This is a genomic window from Saccharothrix sp. S26, assembly GCF_021390395.1.
Classification (GTDB): Bacteria; Actinomycetota; Actinomycetes; order Mycobacteriales; family Pseudonocardiaceae; genus Actinosynnema.
The window spans coordinates 122,918-138,054 of record NZ_JAJUWT010000024.1 but is presented as its reverse complement, the minus strand read 5'-3'; the positions used below and the strand labels follow the sequence as shown (position 1 = coordinate 138,054).

Sequence of the window (15,137 nt, the reverse complement as noted above, 5' to 3'; positions counted from 1 at the left end):
TAGCCCGAGCGGCGGAAGACTCGGCGTTCGCCGTCTGCGGTCGGTGGGAGTTCCTGGCGAACGGCGAGGGTGCCGTGCCCCTCTTGTTGGCCTTCGGGCAAGACTTGCCGTACTGCTTGCCGGTGTCAGGGTTCCGGCAGGCACAGCGGCGGGTGATGCTTCCCGCTTTCACCGGTTGGTGTCCTTCCTGTCGAGTTGGTCGAGTTCTTCGTTGGTCGGTGGGGTGAGACCTGCCCTGCGCATCGCGCGGCGAACGTTGATCAGGTCGCGCTCGATGACCTGGGCGCGGTAGAGGTCTTCGGAGTCGGCCTCGATCAGCCGGGCCTGCCTGGTCTCGGGTGACTGGGCAAGCTCGGCGAAGCGGTGCGCGTTCACCGCTCGCTGCTCCGACTCGGCCAGCGCACGGATGAGCCGTTCGTGCTGGCGCAGGAGGTCGAGCTGTTCGTGGTTGTCCTTGGGCTCCTCCTCGTACCACTCGTAGAGACCGGTCGCGGCGTCGTACTCCCCGCCGCCGCGTGGCTTGATGGGCTGGCGGCCTTCCCCGCTGAACCAGCGGATCGCGTGCCAGGGGTGTGCGGTCACGCCGGGGGACCAGGTGACTTCGGTCTCGGTGTGCAGGGGGAACATCAGCACCACCGGGGGCACCAGGAGCGCACGCGCGAGCGCCGCGACCTCGTCCACGGTGACGCCGCGACGTCGGCGACCGGTCTCGTCCGGCCTGCCGGTCTCGATGCTGGTGATGGCGGAGAACGTCAGCCAGTCCGCGCCGAGTTCCTGGCAGCGCTCAGCGAGCTGTTTGCGTGTCCAGCCGTGCCGATTGCGGTGTCGCTGGACTTCCTGCGCCACCGTCTCGCTCAGCTCATGCACTGTGTCCTCCTGGTGATTCCCTTGCAGTGGCTGGACAAGGTCGGTAGCGTCCGGTCCTGTCCGGCAGGACGATCATGTCATATCAAGAGTGCAAATTGCAACATCAGTGCTGCGAAATGAGGTTTGAGTGTCTGGGGAGATGACCCGCCAGGAACTGCTCGCGCTGCCGCTTCGGTCGACCTGGTGACTGCTGGCCGTGCGCTCGGCATCGGGCGGACGAAGACTTACGAACTGGCGAGATCCGATCAGTTGCCGGTGCGCGTGCTGCGGTTGGGCAGCACGTACCGCGTCGCAACGGCCGACCTGCTACGGGTGCTCGGCGTCGAGGAGGACGACGCCGCGTGACGCAGACGAACAGCGGCGGCTCCCCGGCAGGAGCCGCCGCCCGGCATCGAGAAGTGAACCCTGTCCAGCGTAACGGGACGATCTACGGCGTGTTGGAGCTGCGCGTTGACGCGCTCGGCGACGCGACCCCGGTGCCGCTCGGCGTGCGCGTGCGTGTCGATCTGGCGGACGCCCGATGGATCGACTCGGCGACGTTGGAACGTGCCGCACAGCTCACGTGGGGCGCGGCGGGCGTCGAGGTGGTCGGTCGGGACAGCGGCGTGATCGCCGAGGTCGTGCGGTACGTGCGCAGCGCCCATGAGCGCTACGCCCTTGCCGAGGTCGAGCACGCGCGCCACACGGCGCGGTGGAGCCTCGGTGATGCCGCGTGACGCTGGTCTACGGCACCGACCCGCCGAGCGCCGAGACCCCGCCGGGTAGGCACATCAGGCTCACCCCGGCTTCCGGTATCCGGATGCGTGCGGTGCGCTGGATCTGGCAGGACAGGGTTCCCGCGGGCTCCCTGTCGTTGGTGCCCGGTCGTGAGGGCATCGGTAAGAGCCAGTTCGCCTGCTGGCTGGCAGCGCAGGTCACCAACGGCACGTTGCCGGGTGCTCTGCACGGTGAGCCGCGACCGGTCATCTACGCCGCAACCGAGGACTCCTGGGCGCACACAGTGGCGCCCAGGCTCGCCGCTGCCGGTGCCGACCTCGACGCGGTCTACCGGGCCGAGGTGGACGTGGACGGCATTGTCACGGGGCTGACGCTGCCTCGGGACTGTGAGGCACTGGGCGACGAAATCACGGCGCGCGGCGTCGGCTTGCTGATCCTCGACCCGCTCCTGTCGGTCATCGGTGCGGGGATCGACACCCATCGGGACAGGGAGTTGCGGCAAGCGCTCGAACCGCTGGCACGCATGGCGGACCGAACCGGGTGCGCGGTGGTCGGCCTCGCCCACTTCAACAAGTCGGCGAGCCCGGACCCGCTGAACCTGATTACCGGCAGTCGGGCGTTCTCCGCTGTGGCACGCGCCGTGTTGGCGGTCGCCCGCGACGAGGAGAGCGACGACGGCGCGTGTGTGATCAGTCTGGCCAAGAACAACCTCGGGCGGTTGGACCTGCCGTCACTGGGCTACCGCATCGAGTCCGCCGTGATCCCGACCGACGACGGTCCCGCCGAGGTCGGTCGGCTGGTGATGATGGGTGAGACCGAGCGCAGCGTGCGCGACATCCTCGCCGAGACCGGCGCTGATCCCGAAGCACGCTTGGAGCGCGACGAGGCGGCCGGATGGCTGCGTGACTACCTGATCCAGCACGGCGGCAGCGGCAAGGCAGCCGAGATCATTAAGGCCGCACGCGCGGACGGCATCGCCGAGGCGACGTTGAAGCGTGCCCGCAAGCGCGCCGGAATCGCCACTACCCGGCAGGGCTTCGGACAGGGGTCGGTCTGGTCGCTCGACTTGTGACCCGTCATCCGGATCACCATTCGGCCCGTTCGGATCACGTCACGGGTGCTGATCTGAATGAGCCGAATGGTGATCCGAACGAGCACGGTCGCGACCGGTCGGCAGCCTCCCCGCGCGCACGCGGGCAGTCCTGACCAGGGGGTGGGGGATGCCCCCGGCTGCCGTCCGCCCGACCGGTACGTCATAGCAGCTCGCGCTGTGTACGAAACTCGGGGATCGGGGCCGTCGTTCCTAGCCCACGCCGTGTGCTCCTCTTTTTGCCCGCTGGTGATGGGAGTGCCTTGCGGCCCGTCGAGACCATCGATACCGATAAGGCCATCCTGATTGGCTTCCGGTGTCGCTTACCTATTGTCTATGAATGGGCTTGCCTGTTTCCGCCAGGCTAACTATCCGACTTCTCTCTAGATAGTCTCTCGGTCAATTCTTTGAAGCATGGAATACTCATTCTTGTGCATGGAGTGTCGTAGTCGATCACGTCAGCCATGATCCAGTTCTCGATCCTACCGGAAGTGATCTGAAGGCTCGCCGCCAGCATGGGAGGTACCTTTTCGAATCTCTGAATGTACTCCAGGATTGGGTTTGAGTCTGGTTTGCTTGGGTCCGACTGGTAGATTACGGTAGCATCGGGGTTCGCCTGAATCATTGCATATATTCGTCTGAAGGTCTCGTCTGATGCCAGTTCTTGGAACTCTTTTGGTTTGTTGTCTTTGACGACCCTCTTCCAAAACCGCCTCTTCACGGGCTTGTCGATCCTGGCGTCGATTCGGGCGAACCTTACTAGCATTAGCCGTGCTTCTTCGTAATCCTCTGGCATCGCCTCAAGTTGCTTCAGATTAACGCCAGCGAAAGCGGTCCGGAATAGCCACGTCAAAGCTGGGGCGAGGTGGTCGTAGTGCAGTGAGTGCTCGCGAAGTCGGTCGATCCCTGTGGAGAGTGTCGTTTCGATTTTTGTGAGCAGTGATGGCCACTCTTTTTTCCAGTCGAACGGTGGAGGTTGGGACATGTTGGATAGTTTGAGATGGCAGCGATAGTGCCACGCAAGATCGAAGGCGGCGAGGGTCGTGTCATAGCCGCGTTTCAGTGCTTCGGCGCGGCGCTGTTCGCTTTGTCCGACAAGTTCGAGTCTTTTTGTGTGCACGGATGCAAATGCGGCAATAAGTGCCACGATGAGCGCTACTGTGCCGGCTATTATTGCTGTAACCACTCGCTCATGATGGCCTGGTGGGCGGCACATTCTGTACGAGCGTTCCTGGAACCACCTGATCGGTCTAGCGCTAGTCCCGATGTCTGCACGCCACGGAGGTCGCGTAGAACATGGCCATCCCGGGCCACTGGTCGAGTGCGAACCGGCGCAATCGCAACGTTAAGGCTTACGACTGGTCCTCGGTTCTCACGTGCCGTTCGACGGCCTGTCGCCGGATGTGTACTCGTTGGGTTGGCCGCGGCGGCACGCTCAGGCAAGAGCGTCGATGGAAGAGGTATGTCATTGCGACTCGCACCGTGCACGAAGCTTGGGTGACCTGGAGCTACCGCCCCGCCGACGACGGCGCGAGCTGGTCGGTCAACCGTTGGAGAGCTGCGCGACCGTCCGCACTGATCTCGGCAAGACCGGCGTCGTCGGCTGCTCGGATCGTCCGTTGCACCTGGTGCGGCAACCGGTGGACCTCGGCAGCGGTCAGCGCCGCTCGGAACGCCTCCGTCGCACCGTCACGATGCCGCGCAGCGAGCAGCACTTGCCCGGCGGTCACCCGCTCGATGATGTGCCACTGCGGCGCGACAGGTGGACCGCTGACGTCGGCCTGCAACGCGCGCACGGCCTCGGCGGCGCGGCCGGTCGAGATCAGGCCGCGTAGCTCGATCTCCCGGAACGTGAACCGGTTGAACAGCATCCCCCGGCCCGCTTCCGCGTCGAGCAGGTCGCGGTAGCCGGTGATCGCCTGGTCGAAGAGGTCCGCGTTGCCCTGTTCGCCTGCCGCACGCGCAAGCAGGGCGAACGCCGCGCCTTGGCCTTCCCGATCACCGGACACGGCTACGGCTCGACTCAGTCGCGCGATCGCCGCGCCGACGTGATCCGCCTTGCGCAGCTCGTTGCCGTGCATCCGGAGCGCGTGCGCGAGGAACACGGGATCGCCCAGCCGCTCGGCGACGACGAGGGCCTTGCCGGTCCAGCGCGCCGCAGCGGCCAACCGCTCCTCGGGCAAGACGGTGCCCAGCGAGACGCCCAGTGCGGCCCTGCCCTGCCCGAGCAGGATCATCGTGTCGCGCTCGGCGCGGCCCTCGGCGGCGCGTGCCTCCAACCTGGCGACGAGCGGCCACAGCTCGTTGACCGCGTCGACCGCGCGCCCGGACTGGCGGGCGATCTCGGCGAGTCGGATGGTCGAGTCACCGAACTGGATCATCGCGGCGAAGTCGGCATCGTCGTTGTCCGTCACGCCGAGCACGTGCATCGGCAAGCCGAGTACGCGGGCGATGTGGCGTCGGGTGGTGACGTCGCTGATGGTGCGCCGACCGGTCTCGATCATCGACACGTAGGTCTTGTCGTAGCCGAGCAGCGCGGCGAGCCGTTCCTGGTTGAGGCGGTTCACCCGGCGGTAGACGCGCAGGATCGTCGCCAGGTCACGAGTCCTCAGCGCCGCTGCCGCCTCGGGAGTCGACCACAGCCACACTGCCGGTGTCAGCGGGCGGACCGGCATGTTCGGCGGCGCGTGTCGTGCGCTTGCGTGGCACGTCGGACAGACAGGCTCGACCGCGAGCCTGCTCAACTCGGCTCCGCACGACTCGCAGCGTCCGCCGGTCATGAGCGGCTACCGGATCAGTTCCCGGTCGGTCTCGCGCAGCCGCGCGAACCAACTCCCGATCGAACGCTTGTACCCGTCCGGCATGTTCAGCCCGCGCACCTCGGACTCGGTGAACAGCCCGATCTCCTTGTGCTCGTGGGAGAGCACGGGTTCAGCGTCGCCGTCCGGGTAGCAGCCGTAGGTCACGACGAACACGTTCTTCTCCGCCACGTTGATGTAGTACATCCACGTGTCGAGGATCGGCCCGGTGGTCACCTGCCACTGCGTCTCCTCTGCGATCTCGCGGGCCACGCACTCCTCGGGCGTCTCGCCGGGTTCGATCCGGCCGCCGGGTAGTTCCCACTCCTCGCGCTCGTTCTTCAGCAGCAACACCCTGTCGTCACGCACCACCACGCCCTTGATCGAGACGGGGTAGACGGGCTGGCTCATCGGCGTTGACCTCCGGAAGGCGTGCGCGATCTGCTCACCGCAACGTAGCACCCGATCACCAGACGCCCGGCGACGCTGTGTTGACAGCTTGTCACTAGACGTGCCGGACCGGATCGCGCTCCCATGATCTCGCGGAACAAGCGTTTCGGGAGGTAGAGACGATGGACAACCCCTTTGATGGCGGTTGGGTCACGGCCGATGACGAGTCTGCAGTGGTGGGCGCTCTGAGCCGTCACGGCCTGGTGTTGGTGGAAGGGCTCGCCGACTCGGCGGACCTGCTCCGTCTCGCTCGCTCCGTCGCCACGGTCGTGCCACACCGGGACAGCGCGTCGGACGGCGTCACGACGCTGGTGGACCTCGGCTCCGAGCAGAACGGCGCGTTCGCCGGGTTCAGCTCGTGCGCGCTCCCGCCGCACACGGATCGCTCCGGTGTCGCCAACCCGCCCGCCTTGCTGGTCTTGGGTTGTTCGCAGCCCGCGACGAGCGGCGGTCAGTGCGTGCTGATCGACGGACAGGCGGTGTACGACACGCTCGCCGACACCGCACCTGACGCCCTGGCGGCGCTGTGCACGCCCCGGTCAGTGCTGTTCGGCGGTGCGTCCGGTCATCTCGGCGCGATCTTCACCGAGTACGACGGCGGACGGGTCACCATCAGGCTGCGCCAGGACGACCTCGTGCACTTCTCGCCCGAGGTGAGTCGGTGGCTGCCGACGCTGCGAGCGGCGATCGCCTGGCACATGCACGAGCTGGACCTGAGCGCCGGACAGGGTTACATCCTCGACAACCACCGATGGCTGCACGGTCGGCGAGCGTTCACCGGGCACCGCGTGGTGCACCGCGTCAACGCGAACCCGCTGCCTCACCTCGGCATCCGGACCGGCATCCCCACCAGCGCGCGGAGCAGTGCGGTATGAGCGACGAGGCGGCGGTGGGTGCGTTCCCCGCCTTGGCGGGGCTGGTCGCCATCCGGGACGCGGGATGGCAGTTCGTGCACCAACGGGTCGTTGACGGCGTCCCCACCGAGGTGGACGGGTTCCGCCTGTGGCCGGACGGGTGGCACGACGCCATCCGCGTGCGCAGCAGCACCGACGCGATGGCGCTGCGCGCGAACGGCGACGAGCCGCCCGGCATCGTGTGGGAGCGCACAGGCTCGCTGTCCGACGTGGTCGAGGGCCTGCTGAGCCTGCCCGCGCCGACTCAGCGGCACGCGCCCCGCCTGGTGGTCGCGTCGGCCCCCGTGCTGTGGGTGCCATGACTCGACCGGACCTCGGCGACCGCCCCGCGGCGCACGTCGCGTGACCAGATGTGCGTCTGCGGCTGGCAACTGATCGCCGTGACGTTGGCGTTGGTCGCGCTGGTCATCGGCTACGGCGAGATCGAAGGCCGCCGCCGAGCCCGCGCCGAGGACGCCCGTTCCGCGACAAGACCACCTGACCGCTTCGGCAGCACCGGGCGGAACCTCTCCCGCTCCCGGCCGTCCGGCCGCCGAGGCACCCGACGCGGTGGGAGGGCCGTCCGTCCCGACCCGGACAGCCCTCCCGCCGCGTCCTCGGACACCATCCACCAGAAGGGCTAGCAACTCCCCATGATCCCCACGGATCTGCCCGTTCACATCGAGCAAGACAAGACCGCCCGCGCGAAGGTGATCGACGCCTGCGGTCTGACGTGCACGTTCTGCCACAACGAGGGCACACCCGTTGCTGTGGACAACCGCCGCCGTCCCGTTGGCGACTTCACGATTGCCGGTCCGAGCGGGCGCATGTCGATCTACGCCGCGACCAACGGCGCGACCTTCCTTCCTGCCCCGATGCCCGCGAACGAGCAGTTCGGGCACGCGCTGATCGCGTTATGCGAGGCGCTGCGCCTGACCGAGGTCCACCTGACCGGCGGTGAACCCTCCAAGCACCCCGCCATCGCGCGGCTGACGAAGATCGCCACCGAGGCGGGTTTGCGGGTCGGGATGACGTCCAACGGCGAGAACGGCGCGGAGGTGTTGCCCGCCTGCGCCGACGCCGGACTGGACCGGGTGAACTTCTCGATCTTCGGCACCACGGCCGCCGAACTCGCCCAGACCCAGCACGCCCGCTACCGCGACCCCGAACGCGCACAGCGCAAGATCAACGCCCTGAAGCGCTCGATCGCCGTCTGTGAGGCGCACGGGGTCAAGGCCAGCGCCAACATCGTGGTACTCGACTACAGCCACGCGCCGCGCGTGCACCGCTTGCTCGATGAATACTCCCCGCACCTGTCGGTTCGACTGCTCAACTCGCTGGACCACGGCCCGGCCTCCGTCGAGGCCATCGAGCGCATCCTGGCCGAACGCGGAGCGGTAGCCGAAGCGCACTACATCACCGCAGGCGTCTCCGGGGCGCGCACCGCCTACCGCCTCCCGGACGGGCGTCGGGTGTACTTCAAGCAGATCCGCCGCGTCCGGCTGCCCGAGACGTGCGCCGGATGCCGGTTCAACAACGACACCGACTGCCAAGAGGGCTTCTACGGCGTGCGGCTCTACTACGACCGCAACGGCCGGTACCAGGTCGGTGTCTGCATTCAGCGGATGGACCTGACCATGCCCCTTGACGACTTCCTCACCGGGCCGGTGCTGACAGAAGTGCTGGCACTGCGTGAGGTCGAGTACGACCGACTCACCCGCCGCCACGCGGCATAGCGTCGGACCAGCACCGATCAACCAGGAAGGACGGCCGCGAGTGCCGATCGAGCACGAAGCGAAGATCCTCGACGTCGATCCCGCCGAGATGGAACAGCTCATCCTCGACAAGGGCGGGCAGAAGCTCGGCGAGCGGTTCATGCGCCGCTACGTCTACGACATCACGCCCGGCGACCAGTCGAAGTGGATCAGGCTGCGCGACACCGGGGACGAGGTGACGTTGACGGTCAAGCAGATCACCAGCGACGCCATCGACGGCACGCACGAGACCGAAGTGACCGTGAGCGACTTCGCCGAGACCAACGCCCTGCTCGGCGCGCTCGGCTTCACCGCGAAGTCGTACCAGGAGACCAAGCGCACGAGCTTCGTCCTCGACGGCGCACAGGTCGAGATCGACACGTGGCCGCGCATCCCGCCCTACGTCGAGATCGAGGCCGGAACGAAGGACGAGGTCGTTCGGGTCGCCGCACTGCTCGGCTACGCCGAGGAGGAGCTGACCGGGGAGAACACGATCAAGGTCTACGCCCTCTACGGCATCGACCTCAACACCATCTCTGACCTGCGCTTCTAGGCGTCAACGAGTGTGCTCGACGTGTGCCCGAGGTGTGCCCGGACGCACGATCACCGAGCGACAGGGATCGTCCCGAAACGGCAGCCGCCCCGGTGTGACCTGCACGGATCAGACCGGGGCGGTACTACCTGTCAGCGCTCGACACGATCACTAGAGAACTCGTAATGAGCAGGTCGTCGGTTCGATTCCGACAGGCGGCTCGCGGGATACAGCGCTGGGGCTCTCCCTCCGGGGAGGGCCCCAGCGTCGTCTGCGCGGTCGAGTCCCACGCCGAGCGTGGTGGGCCGCGATCACCCCTCCGAATTCCGCCTTTGTGGCTGAAATCAGCGTGCGCCCGCAAATGTGCGGCAGGGCGGCCCCGGTGGTCGGTTATAACGGCCTGTACGCGCCTGCGAAAGGGGGTTGTCACCTGAGCGGGTGAAGTCGTGATCACGATTTCGCGGGGCGGGTGGCCGCGTCGATCTTGCCCGGTTCGGCAGCCGGTTCCGACTAGCTGCGAAAACCTCGCCGAAACCGCGTCCCGCCCGCCGTTCGGAATACGCACACCCCTCTCGACGACTATTCGTCCGGCCTGCGAAGCTCCCGGGCTGTCGACTCCTTGGCGGTGATCACATGAGCGTTCTCGGGTCGGCGGAACCGGCCGACGGGACCGAGGGGGAGTCGCCGCTGGACGCCTACGTCGCCGACATCATCAACAAGACGGTCGGCGGTGAGCCGGCCGGGCACTCGACCGCGCCCATCGTGATGCCCGCCAGGGAAGAGCTGGTGGTGCGCCTGGTCACGCAGCACTCGCTGGACCGGCTGCGCGACGCGGAAGCCGATCGGACCCTGTTCGACAGCGTCCTGTGGAGCCTGGTCGGCGCGGTGCTCGGGTTCTTCACCAACGTCATCACCGGCGACGACCCCGTCTCGACCGCCGGGTACGTCCTCCTCGCGATGCTCGTCGTCGCTTTCGCCGGTGTGGTGCTGGTGCGAATCCGCCTGGCACGACGCCTGCGATCCGCACGGAACAAGGTGAACCCATGAGGGCAATTCAGGGAGTCGGCCTCGCCGGACAAGCGCGCGAGGTCCACGAAGAGCTGATCGAGAGCGGTTACGCGGTCTTCCGGTCCCCGGTCGACCCGCGGCAGGACCTGGCCGGTGCGAAACGGGCCGTCGAGGTGATCGTCGAAGCTCGGGCACGGCCGATCGCGGTGTTCCGGCGCCACGGGCTGTGGCGCGAGATCGGGGTGCGGCCCGAACGCGACCCGCTGCGCTCCGAAGGCGTCGGGAGGTCCCCGCTGCACCTCGACTTCGTCAACGCCGCCGACCCGCCCGACCTGCTGTGCCTGCTCTGCGTGCGCAGCGATCCCCGCGGTGGAGGGCACACGAGCCTGGCGCCGACGGACGTGGTCGACCGCCTCCCCGCGCGGACCCGCCGCCAACTCGCCCGCCCGGTCTACTCCGACGGCGTGGTGGTCGAGCTGGACCACATCGGTCACGACGTGAACCCGTTCGCCGTGTTCACCCCGGGCGACCGGTGGCGGGTGCGCTACACCGACAACCTCCGCCACGCCGACTCGATCGACGACGACGCCCGGCGCGCGGTCGAAGAGCTCTCGGTGGCGCTGCACGACCACCTGAAGACGATCCCGCTGCGATCCGGCGACGTGATCCTCGTCGACCAGCACCGGTACCTGCACGGCAAGACGCCGCTGGGGGCCGGGCAGGCCGACTTGCCCGAAGACCGGCGACGGCTGCTGCTCCAGATGTTCGGCAGGGCACGTGCCGAGGACCAATCCCCCGACGGACGAACGGAAGCGCACGCGTGAGCGAGAGCGGATTGCAGGTGTCGGACCTGGAGGCCCGGGACCGCCGGGACATCGAGCTCCTGTGGGACTACCACGTGCTCGACTCGGGGCCGGTGGAGGCGGATTTCCTGCTCGCGCTCGGCAGCCACGACGTGAGGGTCGCCGACCACGCCGGGAAGCTCTACGCGTCGGGCGCCGCGCCGCTGGTCGTCGTCACCGGCGGCGCCGGGAAGGTGACCCGCGAGGAGTGGTCGACGTCCGAGGCCGCCCGGTACGCGGAACGCCTGCTGGAGCTGGGGGTGCCGCGGGAGAGCCTCGTGCTGGAGGACGCCTCGACCAACTCGAGCGAGAACTTCTCGTTCACCCGCCGGTTGCTGCTCGACCGCGGGATCGAGGTTCGGACGGGCATCATCGTGAGCAAGCCCTACATGGCCCGCCGCGCGCGGGCCACCGCGGGCAGGCAATGGCCCGAGGTGCGGTGGTTCACCCGACCGCAGGTGATGTCGGTGTGGGACCACCCCACCCCGGACGTGCCGCTGGACCGCATGATCAACCTGATGGTCGGCGACCTGCAACGGCTCAGGGTCTACGCGGAGGCGGGCTTCCAGGAGCCGGTGGACGTGCCGGACGACGTGTGGGCGGCGTACGAGCGGCTCGCCGCGCGGGGCTTCGACCGATTCGTCCTGAAATAAGGGCGCGGGGGTCGGATGGACGACTTGGGCGCGGTTCCGCTCCTGGTGAGCCTGCACATCCAGGAACGCATAGCTTCCAGCGCGCGGGCCGCGGACCTGTTCTTCGGCGCGGAGCTGACCCGGGTCCGCGACTACTACTCCAGGACCGGTGACCCGAGGCTCGCGTTGCTGATGGGGGAGAGCGCCGCCGCGCTCGCGCGGAAGTTGGACGTGGTCGGCTCGACGAGCCTGGCCGCGCTCCACCTCTTCCTCTGTGAGATGTGCCTGGCGGCGGGCGCGTCCGCCGACGACCTGACCCGAGCGGGCTCGCACCTCGACCGCGCCCGTGACCAGGCGGAACGCGCGACGGGTGACGCACTCGTGCCGAGGATCCTGCTCAACTGGTACTGGCTGATGTCGATCCTGGCCAAGGCGACCGGTGACGACACGGCGTACGCGGTCCTGCTCGCCGAAGGTCTCGCGGACAAGTGGATCGCGCGGCGGGCCGAACCGGCCGACTACATCCCGGTGGTCAGGCAGCAGGTGATGGCCCGGCAGGAGCTGCGGGGCCACCTGGCGTTGCTGGTGCAGGCCGCGCAGTACAAGGAGCAGCGCCCCCTGGACTACTACCGCAGCGTCAAACGGGTGATGGAGTTCCTGACCAACCACGGCCACCACGCCGCCGCCCGGAACCTGCACTACGAGTTCGTGCGGTCGTTCGCCGCCATCGGACCCCGCCGCACGTTGATCGCCAAGATCTCGTTCACCAAGAACCTCGCGCACCTGGCGGCCCTGGAGGGTGACGTCGCGGTGGCGAAGCGGCTCGTGGGCGCCACCCTGCGGTCCGCGGCCGAGGCCGGGCTCGCGGGTCAGGTCAGGCAGTTGACCCGGCTGCGGGAGGCGATCGCGCAAAGCGACGTCAGAGGGGCGTTGGTGACGTTCTGCCTCTAGGCGTGGCACCTTGCCGACTACTGCCCGAATCGGCGATGCTGCTCCATCGGGGTGACCTTTTCACCATTGGCGTCAGGTGTGGGCGACGGTGTCGTTGCCACCGTGGAGGTGATGGCGATGGTCACGATGGTCGTGCTGACGGTGCTGGCCCTGCCGCTGGCCGTGCTGGCGGCGCGCGTCGGCCGTCGGCGCTGGGTGCGGCGGAGGACCGCGGCGCGCTTCCGGGCCGAGCTGTTCCGGCACTGGATGTCGCGCGACGAGCCCAGCGGCCGTTACCTCATCCGGTCCTGACCACCGGTGCGGCGATCCGGGTGACGACGTCACCGTAACGGCGGTCCACCTCGGCCTTCACCTGCGCTGGCGTGCCCACGACCGCGAAGGCGGCCAGGACGTCGTCGGTGATCGCGGCCGCCATGTCGTCCCACAGCTGCCGCCGTGACATCCGGTGCAGCTCCTCGTGCAGGTCGCCCCAACCGTGCAGGTCCAGCACCTTGCGGTAGGCGGGCGTGGAGCCGTAGAACGCGATCTGCCGCCGCGCCTCGGCCACGCCGCGCTCGTCGCACGCCACCAGCGACGGCCCGCTGACCTCCAGCCCCGCGAGCGGTTTCCCGGCCTTGGCCCGACCCCGCGCCAACGCCGGCAGCGTCACCTCCCGCAGGTACCGCTCGGTGGTGAAGTTGTGGCACAGGAACCCGTCCGCCACCTCGCCCGCGACCTCGGTCATCAGCTCGCCCACGCCCGCCAGCCACACCTTCGGCGGACCGTGCGGGTTCGGGCCGGGGTCGAAGAACGGCGTCATCAGCGTGTGCGTGTAGAACTCGCCGCGGAACCTCAGCCGCTCGCCGGTGGCCCACGCGTGCCAGATGGCCCGCAGCGCCAGCACGAACTCGCGCATCCGCGCGGCGGGCCGTGACCAGGGCATCCCGAACCGCTTGGTGACGTGCGCCTGCACCTGCGAGCCCAGGCCGAGGTTGAACCGGCCGCCCGACAGCAACTGCAGGTCGTTGGCCTGCACCGCGGTGCTCATCGGGTTGCGCGCGAACGCCACCGCGATCGCCGTGCCCAGCTCGACGCCGTCCACCCGCCCGGCCACGCGGCCCAGCGCCAGGAACGGGTCGTGCCGGGTCTCGGCGAGCCAGAACCCGTCACAGCCCTGGTCCCGCGCGGACCGTGCCGCGTCCAGCACGGTCCGCGGGTCGTACTCGATCTCCAGCCGGTCCACCTTCACGCCGCGGAACCTACTCGCAGGCCACGCCGTCCTTGTCCCGGTCCAGGGCGGCCCGGTAGCCGGGCTGGTTGGCGTAGAGCGGTGCCTTGCCCGCGGCGCGGACGGCGTCGCAGTTGGCGTAGTACGCGTTCGCCTGCGGCTCGGGCGCGGGAGGGGGAGGAGGCGGGTCGTAGGTCGGCTTGGGCGCGGGCGGGGGAGGTGGCGGCGGTGCGATCGTGTCGGCGCCACCGCAGGGCGCGCCCCACAACCCGAGACCGGCGGCCTTCGCCGCGTCCTGGGCCGAGATGACGGCGGTGGACGCGGCCCCCTCGGCACGGGCCAGGCCCTTGCCCACCACGTGCACGGCCAGGTCGACGCCGCCGGGCAGCAGCACCGTGCCGTCGACGACCCTCAACTCCTTGCCCGCCAACGTGGTCTTCAGGAAGTCCACCGCGGCGGCGGCCCAGCACTCGCCCGGCTGCGCCAGGCCGGCCAACTGCACCCGTGCCCCGCCGGACACGGTGATCGTGCGCCCGTCGACCACTTCCGCCACTGTCACGGGAGGTGTTGTCGTGGTGGTGGGAGAAGTGGTCGTCGACGTGGTGGTCGTGGTGGTCGTGGTTCCCGTCGCCGCGGTGAGCGCACGCGGGGTGCCGTTCTCCGGCTCTTGATTGGTGATGCCGATGATGAACAAGAACAACAGCACGACACCGACGGTGATGAGGACGCGGCGCTTGCGGGGGAGCCTGCGCCAGGAAGCTAACGGCCCCGAATCCGCCGGGCCTGCGGGTCTACCTGCCATGCCCGCCTCATCGTCCGTGCCGCGACCGGGTGTTACCCACGTCACTTGGCACGGTCGGTTGATCACTGTAGGTCAGCGGTTGGGGCGCAGGGTCCACACGACGGTCATCTCGCCGGTCGTCACGCCTTGCGCGTCGGTGATCGTGACGGCGACGGGGAACTCCGGCCGCGTGCCCGACTCCAGCTCGGCCACGACCTCGGCCGCCGGTCGGCCCAGGACGGCTTCGGCGCGCAGCGTGCCCAGCGCCAGCTTCTTGTAGGCGATCTCGGACCGCGCCACCAGCGGGGTGGCCTTGGTCAGGTGCGGTGCGAAGGCGGCCATCACCACCGCGCCCGAGGCGGTCTCGGCGACGCCGAACATCATCGCGGCGTGCGGTCCGCCGACGTGGTTGCGCAGTTCCTCGCGGTCGGGCAGTTCGGCGACCACCCGGTCGGCGGCGACCTCGGGGAACTCCACGCCCACGGTCTTGACCCACGGCACGGCCTGCTTCATCGCGTCGGCGACGAACGAGTAGTCAGCGCTCATGGCCGCGATGCTACCCGTCGGTAACAAGGAGACGGGCGTCACGGGAATCCGGTTTGCCAAGTCACCCGT

At 68.5% G+C, this 15,137-nt stretch carries 20 protein-coding genes; 13 read left to right on the top strand and 7 right to left on the bottom strand.

All coding sequences use genetic code 11. The features are described from left to right. Nucleotides 1-168 precede the first annotated feature (168 nt). The gene (locus LZG04_RS33000) at nt 169-867 is read right to left on the bottom strand and encodes a helix-turn-helix domain-containing protein (RefSeq protein ID WP_233824509.1); all 699 of its coding nucleotides are present in this window, start codon (nt 865-867) and stop codon (nt 169-171) included. Between the two features lie 183 nt (nt 868-1,050). Between LZG04_RS33000 and LZG04_RS32995 the strand changes: the two genes are divergently transcribed. From LZG04_RS32995 to LZG04_RS32985, 3 genes are read left to right on the top strand one after another with little or no spacing between them, the layout of a single operon-like run. Beyond that, on the top strand, nt 1,051-1,212 hold the full coding sequence (locus tag LZG04_RS32995) for a hypothetical protein (protein ID WP_233824507.1): 162 nt from the start codon (nt 1,051-1,053) through the stop codon (nt 1,210-1,212). Further along, nucleotides 1,209-1,583, top strand: a complete 375-nt coding sequence (locus tag LZG04_RS32990; protein WP_233824505.1) for a hypothetical protein — start codon at nt 1,209-1,211, stop codon at nt 1,581-1,583. Before LZG04_RS32995 ends, LZG04_RS32990 begins: the two co-directional genes overlap by 4 nt. After that, the gene (locus LZG04_RS32985; protein WP_233824503.1) at nt 1,580-2,656 is read left to right on the top strand and encodes an AAA family ATPase; all 1,077 of its coding nucleotides are present in this window, start codon (nt 1,580-1,582) and stop codon (nt 2,654-2,656) included. Before LZG04_RS32990 ends, LZG04_RS32985 begins: the two co-directional genes overlap by 4 nt. A gap of 382 nt (nt 2,657-3,038) precedes the next feature. Here LZG04_RS32985 and LZG04_RS32980 read toward each other — a convergent pair whose 3' ends face one another. The 3 genes from LZG04_RS32980 to LZG04_RS32970 form a co-directional block, all read right to left on the bottom strand. Next, nucleotides 3,039-3,860 carry a hypothetical protein gene (locus tag LZG04_RS32980; protein ID WP_233824501.1) on the bottom strand — a complete coding sequence of 274 codons (822 nt, stop codon included), beginning with the start codon at nt 3,858-3,860 and terminating at the stop codon, nt 3,039-3,041. Between the two features lie 322 nt (nt 3,861-4,182). Next, complete coding sequence (locus tag LZG04_RS32975; protein ID WP_233824499.1) at nt 4,183-5,418, bottom strand: helix-turn-helix transcriptional regulator; 1,236 nt, start codon at nt 5,416-5,418, stop codon at nt 4,183-4,185. Between the two features lie 42 nt (nt 5,419-5,460). Then, nucleotides 5,461-5,883, bottom strand: coding sequence for an NUDIX domain-containing protein (locus LZG04_RS32970; RefSeq protein WP_233824497.1), 423 nt, complete (start codon nt 5,881-5,883; stop codon nt 5,461-5,463). Between the two features lie 161 nt (nt 5,884-6,044). On the opposite strand from LZG04_RS32970, the gene LZG04_RS32965 reads away from it, so the two are divergent. The 10 genes from LZG04_RS32965 to LZG04_RS32920 all read left to right on the top strand — a co-directional run bounded on the left by LZG04_RS32965 (nt 6,045) and on the right by LZG04_RS32920 (nt 12,825). After that, nucleotides 6,045-6,797, top strand: coding sequence for a TauD/TfdA family dioxygenase (locus tag LZG04_RS32965; protein WP_267938511.1), 753 nt, complete (start codon nt 6,045-6,047; stop codon nt 6,795-6,797). Continuing rightward, on the top strand, nt 6,794-7,138 hold the full coding sequence (locus LZG04_RS32960; protein WP_233824493.1) for a hypothetical protein: 345 nt from the start codon (nt 6,794-6,796) through the stop codon (nt 7,136-7,138). Before LZG04_RS32965 ends, LZG04_RS32960 begins: the two co-directional genes overlap by 4 nt. A gap of 48 nt (nt 7,139-7,186) precedes the next feature. Continuing rightward, nucleotides 7,187-7,459: a hypothetical protein gene (locus LZG04_RS32955; RefSeq protein WP_233824492.1), complete on the top strand. Its 273-nt coding sequence runs from the start codon at nt 7,187-7,189 to the stop codon at nt 7,457-7,459. A gap of 9 nt (nt 7,460-7,468) precedes the next feature. Then, nucleotides 7,469-8,551: a radical SAM protein gene (locus LZG04_RS32950; protein ID WP_233824491.1), complete on the top strand. Its 1,083-nt coding sequence runs from the start codon at nt 7,469-7,471 to the stop codon at nt 8,549-8,551. Nucleotides 8,552-8,591: 40 nt separating this feature from the next. Then, entirely contained in the window at nt 8,592-9,122 is a 531-nt protein-coding gene (locus LZG04_RS32945) for a class IV adenylate cyclase (protein ID WP_233824488.1), read from the top strand. A gap of 612 nt (nt 9,123-9,734) precedes the next feature. After that, nucleotides 9,735-10,148, top strand: coding sequence for a hypothetical protein (locus tag LZG04_RS32940; protein WP_233824486.1), 414 nt, complete (start codon nt 9,735-9,737; stop codon nt 10,146-10,148). Continuing rightward, on the top strand, nt 10,145-10,933 hold the full coding sequence (locus LZG04_RS32935) for a TauD/TfdA family dioxygenase (RefSeq protein WP_233824484.1): 789 nt from the start codon (nt 10,145-10,147) through the stop codon (nt 10,931-10,933). The genes LZG04_RS32940 and LZG04_RS32935 overlap by 4 nt, the downstream gene beginning before the upstream one ends. Further along, complete coding sequence (locus tag LZG04_RS32930; RefSeq protein ID WP_233824482.1) at nt 10,930-11,604, top strand: YdcF family protein; 675 nt, start codon at nt 10,930-10,932, stop codon at nt 11,602-11,604. Before LZG04_RS32935 ends, LZG04_RS32930 begins: the two co-directional genes overlap by 4 nt. A gap of 15 nt (nt 11,605-11,619) precedes the next feature. After that, nucleotides 11,620-12,534 carry a hypothetical protein gene (locus LZG04_RS32925; RefSeq protein WP_233824480.1) on the top strand — a complete coding sequence of 305 codons (915 nt, stop codon included), beginning with the start codon at nt 11,620-11,622 and terminating at the stop codon, nt 12,532-12,534. A 111-nt stretch (nt 12,535-12,645) separates the two neighbouring features. Beyond that, complete coding sequence (locus LZG04_RS32920) at nt 12,646-12,825, top strand: hypothetical protein (protein ID WP_233824478.1); 180 nt, start codon at nt 12,646-12,648, stop codon at nt 12,823-12,825. On the opposite strand, the gene LZG04_RS32915 is transcribed toward LZG04_RS32920, so the two are convergent. From LZG04_RS32915 to LZG04_RS32905, 3 genes are all read right to left on the bottom strand, one after another. Next, a complete protein-coding gene (locus tag LZG04_RS32915; protein WP_233824475.1) occupies nt 12,812-13,762 on the bottom strand; it encodes a TIGR03617 family F420-dependent LLM class oxidoreductase in 951 nt (316 codons plus the stop codon). The genes LZG04_RS32920 and LZG04_RS32915 overlap by 14 nt on opposite strands. 10 nt (nt 13,763-13,772) lie before the next feature. Next, nucleotides 13,773-14,447 carry a thermonuclease family protein gene (locus LZG04_RS32910; RefSeq protein ID WP_233824473.1) on the bottom strand — a complete coding sequence of 225 codons (675 nt, stop codon included), beginning with the start codon at nt 14,445-14,447 and terminating at the stop codon, nt 13,773-13,775. A gap of 168 nt (nt 14,448-14,615) precedes the next feature. Beyond that, nucleotides 14,616-15,068 (bottom strand): DUF4442 domain-containing protein, encoded by a 453-nt coding sequence (locus LZG04_RS32905; protein ID WP_233824471.1) that lies wholly within the window; start codon nt 15,066-15,068, stop codon nt 14,616-14,618. Nucleotides 15,069-15,137: the final 69 nt, after the last annotated feature.